Origin of the sequence: Nitrosophilus alvini, from assembly GCF_015100395.1 — a bacterium.
Classification (GTDB): domain Bacteria; phylum Campylobacterota; class Campylobacteria; order Campylobacterales; family Nitratiruptoraceae; genus Nitrosophilus; species Nitrosophilus alvini.
On the sequence record NZ_AP022847.1, the window covers coordinates 345,834 to 362,288 of the forward strand.

A 16,455-nucleotide genomic window follows, 5' to 3' on the forward strand; every position below is an offset into this window, starting at 1 on the left:
AAATGGGTGACAAAAAAAGAGACAAAAAAAATAAACAGGATAACTTTTTCAATAAAAATCCGCTTATAACTTTTGCAATTTTTTCTATAATTGTAATACTTCTTTTCAAATCTATTCTGGCTCCAACTGGCGGGAATATGGGGGAGGGAGCCACTACACATATGGTAGGTGCTCCTATTCAGAAAACAAAAGAGGTTAGTTATTCGGAGTTGAAACAGCTAATAAAAGAGGGGCAGGTAAGATATGTTGCAATAGGACAAAGGACAATAAAAGCTATAGCTGAACAAAACGGTTATAAAATAATATATATAGCAAACAGGGTGCCCGAAGACAACACTCTTATCCCTCTTCTTGAGAAAAACGGGGTAGATTACGGCGGTTACAGTGAAAGTAATTGGCTCACAGAGGTTATATTTGGCTGGGTTATACCTATATTTATCTTTTTCGCTATATGGATGTTCCTCGCAAGTAGAATGCAGAAGAGTGTAGGCGGCGGGATCCTTGGAATGGGCAGTGCCAAAAAACTTCTAAATGCAGAGAAACCGAAGGTCAAATTTGATGATGTTGCCGGTGTGGAAGAGGCAAAAGAGGAAGTACAGGAGATAGTAGAGTTTTTAAAACATCCCGAGAGATATATAAGACTTGGGGCAAAAATTCCAAAAGGTGTTCTTTTGGTGGGACCTCCGGGAACAGGTAAAACGCTTCTTGCAAAAGCTGTTGCCGGTGAAGCAGATGTTCCTTTTTTTGCCATGAGCGGATCTAGTTTTATTGAGATGTTTGTAGGGGTGGGAGCTGCCAGGGTAAGAGATCTTTTTGAACAGGCAAAGAAAGAGGCACCCTCTATAATCTTTATAGATGAGATAGATGCGATAGGAAAAAGCAGGGCAGCCGCAGGACCAATTGGCGGCAATGATGAAAGAGAGCAGACACTCAATCAGCTTCTTGCGGAAATGGATGGATTTGACAGCGCAGAATCGCCTGTTATTGTTTTAGCTGCTACAAACAGGCCGGAAGTTCTAGATCCGGCACTCTTGAGACCGGGTAGATTTGACAGACAGGTTCTTGTTGATAAACCGGATTTCAAAGGAAGGCTTGATATACTGAAAGTTCATGTCAGACATATAAAAATGGCTGATGATGTGGATCTTGAGGAGATTGCAAAATTGACGGCAGGTCTTGCTGGTGCCGATCTGGCAAATATTGTAAATGAAGCTGCTCTTCTTGCGGGTAGAAAAAGCAAGAAAAAAGTAGAACAGGAAGATTTTATAGAGGCGGTTGAAAGAGCAATTGCCGGTCTTGAGAAGAAAAGCAGAAGAATATCCACAAAAGAGAAAAAAATTGTTGCGTATCACGAGTGTGGACATGCTCTTATGGCTGAGACAACACCGGGTGCTAGAAAAGTTACAAAAGTATCGATTATCCCAAGAGGTCTTGCAGCTCTCGGTTATACACTCAATACTCCCGAAGAGAACAAATACCTTATGCAAAAGCATGAACTTATAGCTGAGATCGATGTACTGCTTGGTGGACGGGCAGCCGAAGAGGTATTTATAAAAGAGATATCGACTGGTGCGGCAAACGATCTTGAGAGAGCCACCGATATCGTAAAAGCTATGGTCAGTATGTACGGTATGAGTGAAGTTGCCGGCCTGATGGTTCTTGAAAAACAGAAAAATATGTTTTTGGGAGGCGGTTTCGGACAGATAAAAGAGTACAGCGAAAAGATGGCCGAAGAGGTTGACGAATATATCAAAAAACTTCTTGACGAGCGCTACAAACATGTAAAACATAGACTCATCGAATACAAAGAGGCCATTGAAAGGATAGTAAAAGTCCTTTTCGAAAAAGAGGTTATTGAAGGAGAGGTGGTACGTAAGATAATAAAAGAGTATGAAGAGGAAAAGGGAATCAAATCAAAGCTTGTAGAGTCTGAAGAGAATGGTGAACTTGAAAAAGCCAGAGAACAGGCAAAAAATAAAAATAAAGAAGAGATTGAAACAGCAGAGGAGAATGAAGGAGAAGAGAAGTGATAAAAGCTCCTTTTGGTATAGTGGCAAAAGAAGGAATATATAAGAGTGCCGCAACGGGAGGTACAGCGCTCTTTGTTATGCTCTTTTTTGAGTCGTTTTTGCTTAAACTCATATTTTTATCCCTTTTTGCTGCGACTCTTTATCTCTACCGCGATCCTGAGCGTATACCGGAGGAATTTGACGAAAAAGGGATACTTTCTCCAGTTGACGGAGTGATTGAGAGTATAGACTATGGCAGTGACGAAATTACGGTAACCATAATTTCATCCATAAAAGATGTTTCTGTCATTAGGTCTCCTATAGCAGGAGATGCCAAAGACTCCGTTCATATTCATGGTGCTTTTCTTGATATAAAAAAAAGATTATCATCCAGGCTTAATGAAAAAATATATGTTAATTTGAATATAGATGAAAAGAGAAAAATCAAGATGGAGATCTTATCCGATGTATGCGGTGTAGTCGGTTTTTCTCTGTACGAAAAAAAGAGCGGCTCTTTTTTTAGGGGAGAGAGAATCGGATTTGCCGGTGCATGCAGAGCGAAAATATCTCTTCCTCTGCAAAGTGAAATAAGGCTGGCGGTGGGAGATAGAGTAACAGCCGGTGAGAAAGTCATAGGATATATAAAAGAGTAGGAAACAAATTGAGCAAGACCAATTTTCAGTTGATATACGTTCTTCCCAATCTTTTTACAGCATCGAGTGCTTTTATCGGAGTGATAAGCATGATAGCCGCTTCAAAAGGAGAGTTTGAGAAAGCGGCATGGTTAATATTCCTATCACTTATTTTTGACGGACTTGACGGCAGAATTGCCAGACTCACGCATACTACGAGCAAGTTCGGGGTAGAGTTTGATTCTTTGGCGGATATCATTGCATTCGGAGCGGCGCCTGCAATGCTTCTTTATTTTTGTTGCGGTCATGAATACGGCCGCTTTGGCTCTTTGGTCTCTGCGATGTTTGTGGTCTTTGGTGCAATAAGACTTGCAAGGTTTAACGTTATGGCACCGCAGAGTGAGCCGTCTGTTTTTGTGGGAGTGCCTATTCCTACAGCGGCTGTTTTCATAGCTGTATGGATACTGATGTTTCAGGAATACTCTGTTTTAAAAGAGTATTCTGTCTACATTATGATTTCAACGCTTTTTGTCTCGCTTCTGATGGTAAGCAATATAAGATATCCCAGTTTTAAAAAAGTGGATCTGAAAAAAGCAAATGTTCTTAAAATACTTATTTTGATGATTGTGGCTTTTTCCTTGCTTTATCTATATCCTACCGAAGGAATAGCGATTTTGATAACAGTCTATCTTTTTTATGGTCCTTTCAGGGCACTCTTTTTCGTGCTCTTGCGAAAAAAGAGAAAAATATAGTACAATTTAGTTCAACATTGAATTGAGAGGTGAAAAGTGAAAAATGACTATGATATAGGAATAATAAAATCAAGAAAATTTTTGCCTAAAATCGAAATCAAAAACCTCCTGCTGCCCCTCTAATCCACTTTTGACTTTTTTATACAGACAAAACAGAATAATCCATTTAAAATATTTTTGATACAAGGAAAGAAAATGAACACAGATAAAGATATAGTAAAAATTTTTGATACTACACTAAGAGACGGTGAACAGAGTCCAGGCGCTTCTATGAATACCGAAGAGAAAATTCAGATTGCCAAGCAGTTGGAAAAACTTGGAGTAGATATCATAGAAGCCGGTTTTGCAGCGGCTAGTCCGGGTGATTTTGAGGCTATTAGCAGAATTTCTAATATAGTTGAAAAAAGCAGGGTCTGCTCACTTGCAAGAGCAGTCGAAAAAGATATAAAAGCTGCCGGTGAAGCGGTAAGTGCAGCGAAACTAAAGAGGATACACACTTTTATAGCCACCAGCCCTATACATATGGAATATAAACTCAGAATGAGTCCGGATGAAGTGATAAGAAGGGCTGTTGATGCTGTAAAATATGCAAAGACATTTGTCGATGACGTTGAGTTTAGCTGTGAAGATGCCGGCAGAAGTGAAATGGGCTTTTTGAAAGAGATAATATCCGCCGTTATAGAAGCGGGAGCCGGAACTATAAATATACCCGATACCGTAGGATACAGACTTCCGCATGAGATGGGAGAGATGATAAAAGAGCTATCCGGCTTTATTGGCGAAAAAGCGGTAATATCCGTGCATTGTCATAATGATTTGGGCCTTGCGGTTGCAAATTCGTTATACAGTGTTCTAAACGGTGCTAGGCAGGTAGAGTGTACGATAAACGGTCTAGGAGAGAGAGCCGGAAATGCCGCTTTGGAAGAGATAGTGATGGCTATAAAAACGAGAAAGGATATATTTAAAGATATAGATACAAATATCAATACCAAAGAGATATATCCTGCAAGTCGTCTAGTAGCTACTATTACCGGTATCGAGCCCCAGCCAAACAAGGCGATAGTGGGCAAGAACGCTTTTGCACATGAGAGCGGTATCCATCAGGACGGTGTTTTAAAGCATAAAGAGACGTATGAAATAATGAGAGCCGAAGATATAGGACTGGATACGAATGCTATAGTTTTAGGCAAACATTCAGGACGTCACGCTTTTAAGGAGAAGATAAAAGCTCTAGGGTTTGATTTGAACGAAGATGAGCTTAATAAAGCATTTGAGAGATTTAAAATGCTTGCGGATAAAAAGAAAGAGATAGTCGATGACGACATAAGGATGCTTGTAACGAGCGAAATAACGAGTGTTCCGGAAACTTTCAAACTTGTAAGACTTCAGATAAGCGACTGCAGTGAAGGTGTACCCAGTGCAGCAGTTACCATAGAGCATGAAGGAGAGCAAAAAACTGATGCGGGAATAGGTGATGGTACCATAGATGCCATATTTAAAACCATTGACAGAATAAGCGGTTATAACGGCACATTGAATGACTATAAAGTCGAAGCTGTCAGCAAAGGCAAAGATGCTTTAGCGAAGGTTGTCGTAAAAGTGGTATTTGATCAAACAAAACCGGCGGTTATAGGTCACGGTTTAAGTATAGATACTATGATAGCAAGCGCAAAAGCGTATGTAAATGCTTTAAACAGCTATCTTTCTATGAAAGAGGTTTTAAAAACAAAAGAGAGGCCGCAAGAAAATATATAAAACTGTAGAGAGGCTTTTTTGCCTCCTACAAAACTCTATTTTATACCTTTTTGTAGCAGAAACTTTTCTATAGCTACTCTCGATTCCTCGTCCATTTTAGTAAATTTTACACCTAGTGATTTATTTGAGATTCTATAGACTTCTTCACCCTCGACTTCGACACTTATATTGTTCAAAGAAAACTTTATAAGTATTTTCTCTCCTATGGAAAACACAAAATCTTTTGGTCCTTTTTTGTGTATACAGAGTTGAATTCCCCCTTTAGATATATTGCATATTCTGTATTTGTATAAAGGCTTTGAGTGAGGAATTTTTTCTATGTTCTGGACAACGGCTTCTATATCGGTATCGATTCTTTTATCTCTTCTTCTTTTTATTTTTTCCAATTCAAGCGATTGAGGAATTTTCAAATAGCAGTGCTCGGCTCTGATAACCTGTTCTATTACAGAATCGAATTTATATACTCCTTTTCCTTTTTCCGGTTCAAGGTATATTGTAACCGGCATTTTGTCTTTTATTTTTTTAGTGTTTAAAAATTTGTCGATTTTCCAAAGCATAAACTTTTCGTCTTTTTTAAATAAGGAAATTGTAAAAATGAGCTCCTCATCAATTTTGATTTTTCCCTTTCTGCCAATACCGATATCGTGAGTAATGGAAAGTTCTATAAAATGTTCAGGTTCAAATCCCAGTTTTTTTCTTATATCTTCAACCATAGCATCGCTGTATCCGTATTCGTTATGAACATATTTAGAAATGACTTTTTCGAAGGTTTTTTTGTTTTTAAGAGCGTGTAATGGCGGAAAGTTGCATAGTTTGGAGTATCTATATATTATTTCCGCTTCTTTGGAATTTAGTTTTTTCAGTTCGGCAGACTCGAGAAACTGTGTGAATTCTGTAGACTTGTTCTCTCTTTTTCTCTTCTTAGCTGTTTTTTTGTACATCTCATAACCTTGAATGCTATTGTACCGGTCTATTCCGGTCACAAAATTGTCATGACATTTTATTTTATATAAAAATTTTATAAATAGCAATAAGAATAGTGATTAAAAAAGATACAGATTCAATAAAAAAGTGTTTAAAATACTTTTATAAATATTTTCTCAATACTTTTGGTATCTCTATATGTCCCTCTTTTGTCTGGTAGTTTTCCATAATAGCTATTAGAGTTCTTCCAACCGCGAGACTTGAGCCGTTGAGGGTATGGACAAGGAGGTTTTTTTTACCCTCTTTGTATCTTATTTTGGCACGTCTTGCCTGAAAGTCTCTTGTGTTGGAAACAGAGCTTATTTCGCGGTATTTCCCCTGACCGGGAAGCCAGACTTCCAGGTCTATCGTTTTTGCTGCGCTAAATCCCAGATCCCCGGTACACAGCATTACTAGCCTGTGCGGAAGTCCTAAAGAAGTTAGAAGATCGCTTGCGCACGCCACCATCTCTTCGAAGACTTTGTCGCTCTCTTCTGGTTTTGTGATGGCTACCATTTCCACCTTGTCGAACTGATGCTGTCTTATCATGCCTCTTACGTCTCTTCCTCCGCTTCCTGCCTCTTTTCTGAAACAGGGAGTGTAGGCTGTAAGTTTCAGAGGTTTACTGAGATCTTGTATTATTTCATCTCTGAAAAGGTTTGTAAGAGGGACTTCTGCAGTAGGTATGAGATACAGATCCTCATTTTCTATTTTAAAAAGATCATCTTCAAATTTGGGAAGCTGTCCGGTGCCTGTGAGTGTATCTCTGTTTGCAAGAAACGGTACGCACACCTCTTCAAATCCTCTTTTAGCGTTGAAATCGAGCATATAGTTAATGAGGGCACGTTCAATTTTCGCAGCCTCTTTTTTTAAAACACTGAATCGGCTCTTTGCAAGTTTGACCCCCCTTTCAAAATCTATCCAGTCTAGATTTTCTCCCAGTTCCCAGTGTTCTTTCGGTTTGAAATCAAACTTTTTAGGCTCAAGGACTCTTTTTATCTCCACATTGTCATCTTCATCTTCGCCAATCGGCACATCCGGATCGGGAATGTTAGGAATTTGCATTGTAAGTGTTATAAGTTTGTTTTCTATCTCTCTTACCTCTTCCTGTGCTTGTGATATGAGTTTTTTGTTCTCGTCCACTTTAGCTTTAAGCTCACTTATATCTTTTCCTTCTCTTTTATATTCGCCGAAAAGCTTGCTCATTTTGTTCTGTTCGGCTCTTAGATGTTCCATGTGCTGTTTTTTTTCTTTATATTTTTTGAAAAGATCTTTCAACTTTTTTAGAAGGTTTTCATCCACTTTTTTTGTTTTCAGTCTTGAAGCCACCTCTTCAAAATTTTTTTCCAAAAGTTTCAGATCAAGCATAAACAACTCCGTTATTCTTAATTAAAGATGTAAAAGTATAATGAATTTTTCCTATTTATTGTATAAATCTTTTATATTTTTAACAAAAGCTTTGAAAATACGGCGTTGAAGAGGCGAGTAGGGCAGGAACTCAGGATGCCATTGAACTCCCATAACAAATCTCTCGTTTTGGTGTTCTATAGCCTGGGTTATACCGTTTTCATCATGTGCAGCAGCTATAAGTTTTGGAGCAATCTTTTCTATAGCCTGATGGTGGAGTGCATTTACACTGCACTCATCTACCTTTAGGATCTCTCTTAATTTTGTATGGGGGTTTATGAAAATTTTCTTTTTTGGAAGAGGAGTTTTGGGATGTGGACGGTTCAGATCAAGCTCATGTATCTCAAGATGGAGTGTTCCGCCGTAAAAGACATTTATCATCTGCATTCCTCTGCAAATACCCAGAACAGGTATATTTCTTTTTAGTGCATTCTCAAGCAGTTTCATCTCCATTGCATCGCGTTTTGGGTCAGTTTTTGCAATTTCTGTTTTTTTGCCGTAAACAGAGGGTGAAATATCTATGCCGCCAGAAATTACGAGTGCATCGAAATCGATAGTCTCTTTAAAATTTGAGGGTGAAACGAAAAAAGGTCTGGTTTTGTGAAGTCTCAGCAAAAATTTTATAAAACTCCATGCTATGGCGCTTCCCCTGTCAGAGCCAGTTACTGCTACGCGACAAGCCACTCGTCTACCTTTTTTACCCATAAAGGTGTCAGCAGATAAAGCGGGGAGTCCAGAAAACTTCTGTACTCTGCTGACATAAAGGCCAATTTTTCTTTATTGAATGCCAGCTTTTCAACTTCTACCCAGTAGTTCCACTCTTTTGCTATACTCCACTCCTTTTCGTCTATACGAGAGTTTGGCAGTCTGTAATGAAAAGCCGGTCTTGGTAATATTTTTTGATTTTTTAACTCATCGATGGAAAATACTCTATCCCTGTCCAAATAGGCAAAGAGCGGAAGCAAATCAAGCGCTCTTTTTCTTGTGGGGTTGTAAAATATATAATCATCTATAAGCCTTGAAATGCCGGGATTGTAATCTTTATCCAGAATAAGTAGCATATAATCTCTTTTAAAAGGTGCTATGTAAAATGTAAGTTTTCTTGTAAGGTCAACTTCGCTCTTTTCTTTTATCCACTCATACAGAATAATAAAAGCTCTTAAAATATCAAGTATAATACCGGCTTTAAAAGAGGGAGTCTGAATGTTTATATGCATACCAAATGCGTAGAACAGAGATGCTTTTGTCCCAAGTGCTCCTTTTTTTCTCATAGCTTCTTTCAGGACTTCTATTTTTTGAATATCATTGAAAGGGATCGGTGGAGTAGTTATCTCATAAGGAACAACTGTTTCGGATATGGATACTAAAAAATCCTCTACAAATTCACTAAGTTCTTTTTCATCTTCATCAAAACCCAGTTTAAGAAGAGATTTTTTGAATTCCATAGTCCTTAAATAAGTGTAGTCAAGATATACACTGAATGTGCCATAAGGAGTATCTCTGACTTCTATAATATAATCTGATACAGTGTGCATATAGCCGCCAAATGTCTGTACTATAAGTGCCGCAGTCTCTTTTGGTTTGAGTCCGCTGAATTCTATTTCAAATCCTGTGTGTCTGGGTTTATTGTCTTCAGTATATATAAGAGGCGGCATCATAAATGTTTGTTTTGATATTTCAGACATCTTTTCCCCGTTTTATTACTTATCATTGTGATAGAATTATAGTATCATATTTACAAATTTACAAAAAAGAATAAAGAATTATGGTATGAATACTTTATTGTGGGAAATTTTTTCTGTTGTTTTCACTGTATCCGTAGTTGTTGTTATAACAGTCTGGTATCAAAAAAAGATAAAATCCTAACCGTATATTTTTTTAAAAATGATTATTCCCGCAACAGTTGCCGCTATACAAAAAGTTACGTTTAAAAGGATATTCCACAAAGCTCTGCTGTACATAGAGCTTTGTAGCATCATTACAGTCTCAAAGCTGAACGTAGAAAATGTTGTGAGCGCACCCAGAAACCCTGTTATTACAAGAGCTTTTTGTGTCGGTGAAATCACATTTTCAAAATACATTGCCAGAAATCCTATAATAAAACTTCCCAAAATATTTACGCTTAAAGTACCAAATGGAAAAAATGAACCGCTAAGTTTCTGAATCCAGGTCGATAGGACAAAACGGCTGATGGCACCGAAAAAGCCTCCGATGCCTACTGCGAGTATTATCTGGAAGTTCATTGGTCTCCTTAAAGCTTTGGATGTTTATACATTATCACGTCAACATCCGAGAGTGTAACGAGTCCTTCCTCAATCATGTGTTCGATACTTCTTAAGAAACTCATAATTTTGTCCTCTTTGTCTATCATCTCTATAACTACGGGAAGTTTTTGGCTCATACTCCATACATTAAAAGTCTGAATCGTCGAGTGTGCACCCATTCCGGCTGCTGCTTTGTATACGGTGGCCCCTGCAATACCTGATTTTTTTGCACTTTTAAGTATCTCCTCCCATAGTGGATTTGACTTATAAGTATCTTCGTTATCTATATATATCTTCAGTACCTTTCTGGGACCCATATATCTTTTCATTGGATATCCTTGCAGTTTGTTTGGAAAAAAATGTCAAAATGCAAAAAGGTTAAAACCTTTTCAATTCTCAATATTACACTTTATTTCAAAAACAGCCCTGTTGACTGCTTCCATCTTTTTGGAAGCTACAATTTTTGCCTTTTTGTTTCCATTTTCTATGACAGAGTCGATATACTCCTCATCCAGTTTTTCTCTTCTCTCTCTAATTGGTTCCAGTACTCTCTCGATGGATTCAAGACACATTTTTTTGCAATCTACGCAACCTATAGCCGCAGTTTTGCAGCCCTCGGCTACTTTTTGAACCATCTCTTCATCGCTGAACTCTTTGTGGTAGTCGTATACAAGGCAGACTTCAGGATCTCCAGGGTCTGTTCTCTTGACTCTTTGAGGATCTGTTTTGGCAGTTCTCAGTTTACTCCATATCTCCTCTTTTGTATCGGTAAGGTATATGGCATTGTTATAGCTTTTGCTCATTTTTCTGCCGTCAAGTCCCTGAAGTCTAGGAGTAGGACTGAGCAGCTCTTTGGGTTCTGTAAAAACTTCACACTCAAAGAGATGGTGAAAACGTCTGACTATCTCTCTTGCGATCTCAATATGTGGTCTTTGATCTTCGCCTATCGGAACTGCTTGCGCATCGTAAAGAATAATGTCTGATGTCTGCAAAACAGGATATGTGAGGAAACCTGCCGTATGGATATCTTTTCCTTCCAGTTGCTGAAGCTGATCTTTATAAGTAGGGTTTCTCTCAAGCCATCCAAGTGGCGTTATCATATTTAAAAGTACGTAAAGTTCCGCATGCTCTTTTATATCACTTTGTACAAATAGAACACTTTTTTCAGGATCTATTCCAGCTGCAATCCAGTCTTTGACAAGCTCTTTAGTGAGCTTTTTGAGATTGAGTTTGTCCTCATAACTTGTTGAAAGTGCATGCCAGTCTGCTACAAAGAAAAAACAGTCGTTTTCATTTTGAAGTTTTACCCAGTTCTTCAAAACACCAAGGTAGTGTCCAAGATGTAATTTTCCAGTAGGTCTCATTCCACTTACTATCCGCATCTGCTCCCTTTTTTCGTAATTCGTGATTCGTGATTGGTGGTTAGTGACTGGTTTCACTCACACCCACACTCACACTCACTGATGACTCTCTTCTTCTATCTCTTCTCGCTCGCCTCTTTTTCTAGGAACCAAAATCACAGGTGTTCCTTCAAGGTCGAAATTTTCTCTCAGTTTGTTTATCAGGTATCTTTTATAACTGAAGTGCAGCCCTTCGGGTCTGTTCATAATCAGTGCGATTTTGGGAGGTTTTGTATCAAACTGTGTTGCAAAAAGTATATTTACAGATTTGCCGTAATACCCCGGAATCGCATGTCTTTGTACCGCTTCTTTGATAACACGATTCAATTGGGAAGTTGGTATCCATTGCGAGTAGTTTTTATAGATTTTCAAAACTAGGTCAAAAAGTTTGTGTACTCTTTTTTTGGTTTTTGCAGAAACGGTTACTATCGGTGCATAGCTTAAGAATTTGAATCTGCTCCTTACTTCTTTGACGGCTTCTTCATAACTTTTTTCAGCTTTATCCCATTTGTTGAGAACTATAATGCATCCAAGCTTGTATTTGTCTACGAGACCGGCGATCTTTTCGTCCTGTTCTGCAAAACCCTCGCTTGCATCCAGAACCAATAGGGCGATATCAGCACGTTCCAACATTTTTTCAGTTCTATTCAGAGCATATTTTTCAATGCCCAGGATTTTTCCTCTTCTTCTGATGCCGGCTGTATCTATAAATGTTATGATTTTGTCGTTGTAGACAACCGCTTCGTCGATAGGGTCGATCGTTGTACCGGCAATATCGCTTACCACGGCTCTTTCCTCTTTTAAAAGAGCGTTTAGAAGAGAACTTTTGCCTACATTTACACGCCCTATTATAGCTACATTTATCAGGTTTGATTCCTCTTCTTTTCGAGGTGTTTCAAACTCTTCGAGAAAAGAGTCGAAGTCGAGCTCATCCTCTTCGAGAACAAGTTTTTTTTCTTTCGGAAGTTTTTGTTCTATCCAGTCGAGCAGTTTTTTTACTTTTCTGTTGTGTGATACGGAAATAGGAAATATATTTTTTGCACCGAAAGAGTAAAACTCCCATACATTTTCTTCAAGCCTGTCATTATCTATTTTATTTATTACAAGCGCAATATCTTTACCGAGTTTTTGGAGTGATCGGAACAGTTTTTTGTCATTTTCATCCGGTACAACCCGCCCGTCTACCATGTAAAGAATGATATCTGCCTCTTCGGCACTCTTTAAAGCCTTCTCTTTTACTTTTTCAAAAAGTTCATCTCTGTCTTCGATACCGCCTGTATCAATAAGTTCTGCCTCTTTTTCGCCGATAGTTACAACTCTTTTTTTGATATCTCTTGTTGTGCCGGCAACTTCTGAAATGATGGCGTCTCTTCTTTTGAGTATTCTGTTAAAAAGCGAGCTTTTGCCCACATTGGGTTTTCCTACTATTGCTATTTTTTTCATTTTTCCTCTGGTAGTTTTTCTACATAGATTGATTGGCTTGGGAATGCAAACTCGGCGCCGTTATCTTCTACAATTTTCATAATCTTCAGATTTACGTCTTCTCTTATATTCATATACTCGGCCCATACTGCCGTATTAGTAAAAGTATATATGAAAATAGAGAGACTGCTGTCTTCAAATCGGTCGAAATTTATAAGCATTGTAGCGTTTTTATCAATTCCCGGATGGGATTTTAACATATTTCTTATATCTTTCAGGATGTTTTGCATCGTTTTTTCAGAAGTGTCGTATGTAAGGCCTATGCGCATCTTTATTCGTCTGATATTTCGTCTCGAAAAATTCTCTATAGGATTATTCGCAATTATCTGGTTTGGAACCGTTACTAAAGATTTTTCAAATGTTCTTACTTTTGTTGTTCTAAGCCCTATATCTTCGACAGTTCCCTCAACATCTCCTACTTTTATCCAGTCGTCTATTTTGAGTGATTTGTCTGCAAGTATGGTAAGCCCTCCGAAAAGATTTGCGGCCGTATCTTTGGCGGCAAGAGCGAATGCAAGGCCCCCAAGACCCAAAGAGGCGATAAAAGCGCTCACATTGATATTCCATTCCTGCAGAATAGCTACAAGACCTACGGCTACTATAAATATCTTTATCGTTTTTACGAAGAAACTGCCTATCTCTCTGTAAAGGTCTCTGCCGAATTTTTTTGCAAAGTTATATATCGCTTTGTCAAAAACCAGCACCGAATCGTAAAAAAGCCAGAATATAGAAAATATAACCATAGTTCTTACGATTTTATAAACAGCTTCAGTCTCAATACCCATTATTTTTACTGCCAGATAGAAACCGATTATTATGAAAGCGAATTTGAGAGGTTCCGAAACTATGGCCAGCATACGGTCGTCGATGCTTGTTTTAGTCTTTGCTACAATCTGTTTGAGGCTTTTTATTATGACGAGAGTAAAAATTTTTCTGAAAACAAGAAAAATAAGAAAAGTTCCCAGTGCCAAGGCAAATTTGTAGAGAGGAACATCAAAAAGAGTGTTTTTTTGCAAAAATTTCTTTACGAGCTCTTTTGTTTGATGTATATAGGCCTGGGTCTCTCCCAGATAGATTTTAATAGCATAATTTAAACCTTCGGCAAGCGCCTCCTCCATCTCTTTGCCAAGTGTTGATAATTTTGCTGCAGTCAATTCTATATCTGCAGAATATTTGAAAATAGGGTCATCTTTTTTCTTTAGCGCATCGAAAAAGAGAATAAGCTCTTTTTTTATAACTCTTTTGAGATAGATATCCTTTTGTTTGAGGTATGTGGCTATCTGTTTTTTGGTCGATTCTAGATTTGTTTTGTTTCCTAAAAGTTCCCATCTTTGTTTTTCGATTTCCAGTTTGTCGAGCTGCTTGTCGATATACGATATTTTTTTATTGTAATAGCTGATGCTGCTTTTTGCTTTTTTTGCGTCAAATTTTATATTTTCGAGTTTTTTGAGTATATATTCAAGCCAGAAGTAAAAGTTTTTGTCGATATACTCTATATCTTTTTTTATTTGCTGAAGTTTTTTGTAATGGTAAGCGTATTCAAGCTGAAGAGTCAACAGATCTGTTGCATTTGTATCTTTTGAAGAGATCTCTTTTTTGATATTTTCAATCTCTTTTTTAAAATTTTTGATCTCATTGGACAGTTTTTTCTGTTTTGCTCTGATCTCTATAAGTTTGTAAAAATTTTCTATAAACTCGTTTTGATTTCTGATTTTCAGTTTTGAAAAATCAGGTATTTTCAAACTTTCATATGGAATTTTTTTGATTTTCAAAACCAGAGTTTTTTGAAGCTTTGCTTCCGGTGAGGAGCTTTTTTCTATATTTTGCATTAAAGATTCATATATTTTTGTAGCATTGGTCTCCGAAAGTAGAGTGGTATTTATATCCGCTGCAAAGAGTGTCGCGAAAAATAGAAATATTGTCAAAAACAGTTTCACAATTTATACCTTTTTTGCTGTTATAATTTACTATAATAACATTTTATAATTAATTGAATCAATAACTATTTTAACAAAAATATTTTAAAAACATCCTTCTTGGGGGCTTTTATGAGACTTGTTGCAGTAATAATTTTTTTATCTCTCTCTTTGAGTGCACAGATAATCGAGGCTGAATACCGTGTAGGGTACGGTCTGTTTGGGAAAGTGGGCAATTCTAAGGCTTTTTTTGAAAAAAAAGACCGTATATATCGAATTCGCGTTGTGGCAAAAGCTACAGGATTTGCAAAGGTTTTGAGCGGAGGAAGAGTCGAGATATATGAAAGTAGAGGAAAAGTTATAGACGGTATATTGGTACCGCTTGTATATAAAAAAGAGAAAATAACTAGTAATAAATATGAGTCCAAATTATATAAATTTGACCATGAAAACAGAAAGATATATCTTAGGACAATCTATATAAAAAACGGCAAAACAGACAAAGATGTAAAAGAGGTTTTAAAATATTATGCCAAAGAGGATGTGCTTAGCCTATATTTTAATCTTAAAAAATATTTTGAAAAAGAGAAAAAAGAGCACTACACATTTTTTGCCGTGGGCGGAAACAGAAAAGACGGCAGAGTCGATGTAGAGATTCCAAAAGGTAAAAAACTACAGAAACTGCGCAGACTCATGGGCAATATAGAAGGAAAATATCTTACTGTCACTCTAAATCAGAAGATTTTCGCAAGTAAAAAAGGAGAGCTTTTTATCGTAATGGATAGTGACGGTATAACGAAAAAAGCGCTTCTCAAAGATGTAGTGCTGTTTGGAGATATTACCGGAAAACTGGTTAGGAAGAGAGTAGTTGGGGAGTGAGTGTTGGTGTTAGTGTTGGTGTGAATATAACGAGTCACGAATTACGAATCGCAAATTAAGAGTCACGAAAAAAAGAGGGGGATTTTTGACAAGAATTGACAGGGGTATTTTATATATGCTTTTAGCATCCTTTCTTTTTGCGGGGATGGGAGTTTTTGCAAAGCTTTTAAGTGAGAGTCTGAGCTCTCTGGAGGTGGTTTTTTTCAGAAATATTTTCGGGGTTTTTATAGTTGCAGCAACACTGCTAGGCAAGCCTATGAAGCATGAAGGAGGAAAGCCCTGGCTTTTGATATTCAGAGGATTAATGGGGTTTGTGGCGCTTCTGTGTTTTTTTTACAATATAGCTCATATTCCCCTTGGTGAAGCTATGACGTACTCTAAAACCTCCCCTATATTTACCGCACTTTTTGCATATCTTTTTTTGAAAGAAAAGTTGGGTTTAAAAGGATGGCTGGCACTTTTTTTGGGTTTTTTGGGAATAGTTTTTATTGCAAAACCTTTCGGAACAGGCTTTGATAGATATGATATTCTGGGGATTTTAAGCGGGGTAGGGGCTGCTCTTGCGTATACCTCTATCAGAGAGCTAAAAAAATATTACGATACAAGAGCGATAGTACTCTCTTTTATGCTTGTTGGAACAGTAGGCCCTCTGATACTGATGGCACTGTCAGAATATGTTCAGATAAAAGAGCTTGACTTTGTATTCGGAAGATTTGTTATGCCTGAAGGTATTATGTGGGTTTATATCGTCTGTATGGGATTTTTGGCAACTTTTGCACAGATTTTTATGACAAAAGCTTACGGAGTTACCAAAGCCGGAATTGCAGGGGCTGTCAGTTATTCGAATATAGTTTTTTCCATAATTATGGGATATCTATTTTTGGGTGATCTTCTTCCGGATATCGTAACCGCAACCGGGATAGCTTTGATTGTCATAGCCGGGATAGCTGTGGCGAAAGAAGGCAAAATAAAAGCTTGAGTTGGATATAATAAGAC

At 37.6% G+C, this 16,455-nt stretch carries 15 protein-coding genes; 6 read left to right on the forward strand and 9 right to left on the reverse strand.

From position 1 onward, the window contains the following. Positions 1-2: 2 nt before the first annotated feature. The 4 genes from ftsH to EPR_RS01965 all read left to right on the forward strand — a co-directional run bounded on the left by ftsH (position 3) and on the right by EPR_RS01965 (position 5,148). The gene (gene ftsH, locus EPR_RS01950) at positions 3-2,030 is read left to right on the forward strand and encodes an ATP-dependent zinc metalloprotease FtsH (RefSeq protein WP_234697153.1); all 2,028 of its coding nucleotides are present in this window, start codon (positions 3-5) and stop codon (positions 2,028-2,030) included. After that, positions 2,027-2,662 (forward strand): phosphatidylserine decarboxylase, encoded by a 636-nt coding sequence (locus EPR_RS01955; protein ID WP_200763558.1) that lies wholly within the window; start codon positions 2,027-2,029, stop codon positions 2,660-2,662. The genes ftsH and EPR_RS01955 overlap by 4 nt, the downstream gene beginning before the upstream one ends. A gap of 8 nt (positions 2,663-2,670) precedes the next feature. Next, the gene (gene pssA / locus EPR_RS01960) at positions 2,671-3,393 is read left to right on the forward strand and encodes a CDP-diacylglycerol--serine O-phosphatidyltransferase (RefSeq protein ID WP_200763559.1); all 723 of its coding nucleotides are present in this window, start codon (positions 2,671-2,673) and stop codon (positions 3,391-3,393) included. Between the two features lie 195 nt (positions 3,394-3,588). Next, positions 3,589-5,148: a 2-isopropylmalate synthase gene (locus EPR_RS01965; protein WP_200763560.1), complete on the forward strand. Its 1,560-nt coding sequence runs from the start codon at positions 3,589-3,591 to the stop codon at positions 5,146-5,148. A 35-nt stretch (positions 5,149-5,183) separates the two neighbouring features. Here EPR_RS01965 and EPR_RS01970 read toward each other — a convergent pair whose 3' ends face one another. The 9 genes from EPR_RS01970 to EPR_RS09180 all read right to left on the reverse strand — a co-directional run bounded on the left by EPR_RS01970 (position 5,184) and on the right by EPR_RS09180 (position 14,601). Continuing rightward, positions 5,184-6,089, reverse strand: a complete 906-nt coding sequence (locus EPR_RS01970; protein WP_200763561.1) for a PilZ domain-containing protein — start codon at positions 6,087-6,089, stop codon at positions 5,184-5,186. A 145-nt stretch (positions 6,090-6,234) separates the two neighbouring features. Continuing rightward, positions 6,235-7,479 carry a serine--tRNA ligase gene (gene serS / locus EPR_RS01975; protein WP_200763562.1) on the reverse strand — a complete coding sequence of 415 codons (1,245 nt, stop codon included), beginning with the start codon at positions 7,477-7,479 and terminating at the stop codon, positions 6,235-6,237. Positions 7,480-7,530: 51 nt separating this feature from the next. Further along, on the reverse strand, positions 7,531-8,202 hold the full coding sequence (locus tag EPR_RS01980; protein WP_200763563.1) for a gamma-glutamyl-gamma-aminobutyrate hydrolase family protein: 672 nt from the start codon (positions 8,200-8,202) through the stop codon (positions 7,531-7,533). After that, complete coding sequence (locus EPR_RS01985; RefSeq protein ID WP_200763564.1) at positions 8,187-9,203, reverse strand: amidoligase family protein; 1,017 nt, start codon at positions 9,201-9,203, stop codon at positions 8,187-8,189. Before EPR_RS01985 ends, EPR_RS01980 begins: the two co-directional genes overlap by 16 nt. A gap of 177 nt (positions 9,204-9,380) precedes the next feature. Next, the gene (gene crcB / locus EPR_RS01990; RefSeq protein ID WP_200763565.1) at positions 9,381-9,761 is read right to left on the reverse strand and encodes a fluoride efflux transporter CrcB; all 381 of its coding nucleotides are present in this window, start codon (positions 9,759-9,761) and stop codon (positions 9,381-9,383) included. A gap of 8 nt (positions 9,762-9,769) precedes the next feature. Beyond that, on the reverse strand, positions 9,770-10,111 hold the full coding sequence (locus EPR_RS01995) for a DUF190 domain-containing protein (RefSeq protein ID WP_200763567.1): 342 nt from the start codon (positions 10,109-10,111) through the stop codon (positions 9,770-9,772). Positions 10,112-10,171: 60 nt separating this feature from the next. Beyond that, positions 10,172-11,164 carry a tryptophan--tRNA ligase gene (trpS, locus tag EPR_RS02000; RefSeq protein ID WP_200763568.1) on the reverse strand — a complete coding sequence of 331 codons (993 nt, stop codon included), beginning with the start codon at positions 11,162-11,164 and terminating at the stop codon, positions 10,172-10,174. 75 nt (positions 11,165-11,239) lie between these two features. Further along, positions 11,240-12,625: a ribosome biogenesis GTPase Der gene (gene der / locus EPR_RS02005; protein WP_200763569.1), complete on the reverse strand. Its 1,386-nt coding sequence runs from the start codon at positions 12,623-12,625 to the stop codon at positions 11,240-11,242. Next, positions 12,622-14,601 carry a mechanosensitive ion channel domain-containing protein gene (locus tag EPR_RS09180; protein WP_234697154.1) on the reverse strand — a complete coding sequence of 660 codons (1,980 nt, stop codon included), beginning with the start codon at positions 14,599-14,601 and terminating at the stop codon, positions 12,622-12,624. The genes der and EPR_RS09180 overlap by 4 nt, the downstream gene beginning before the upstream one ends. 111 nt (positions 14,602-14,712) lie before the next feature. Here EPR_RS09180 and EPR_RS02015 point away from each other — a divergent pair, with 111 nt between their 5' ends. Together EPR_RS02015 and EPR_RS02020 are read left to right on the forward strand one after the other, a co-directional pair. Beyond that, positions 14,713-15,459, forward strand: a complete 747-nt coding sequence (locus EPR_RS02015; RefSeq protein ID WP_200763570.1) for a DUF3108 domain-containing protein — start codon at positions 14,713-14,715, stop codon at positions 15,457-15,459. 85 nt (positions 15,460-15,544) lie between these two features. Continuing rightward, positions 15,545-16,438 (forward strand): DMT family transporter, encoded by an 894-nt coding sequence (locus tag EPR_RS02020; RefSeq protein WP_200763571.1) that lies wholly within the window; start codon positions 15,545-15,547, stop codon positions 16,436-16,438. Positions 16,439-16,455 lie beyond the last annotated feature (17 nt).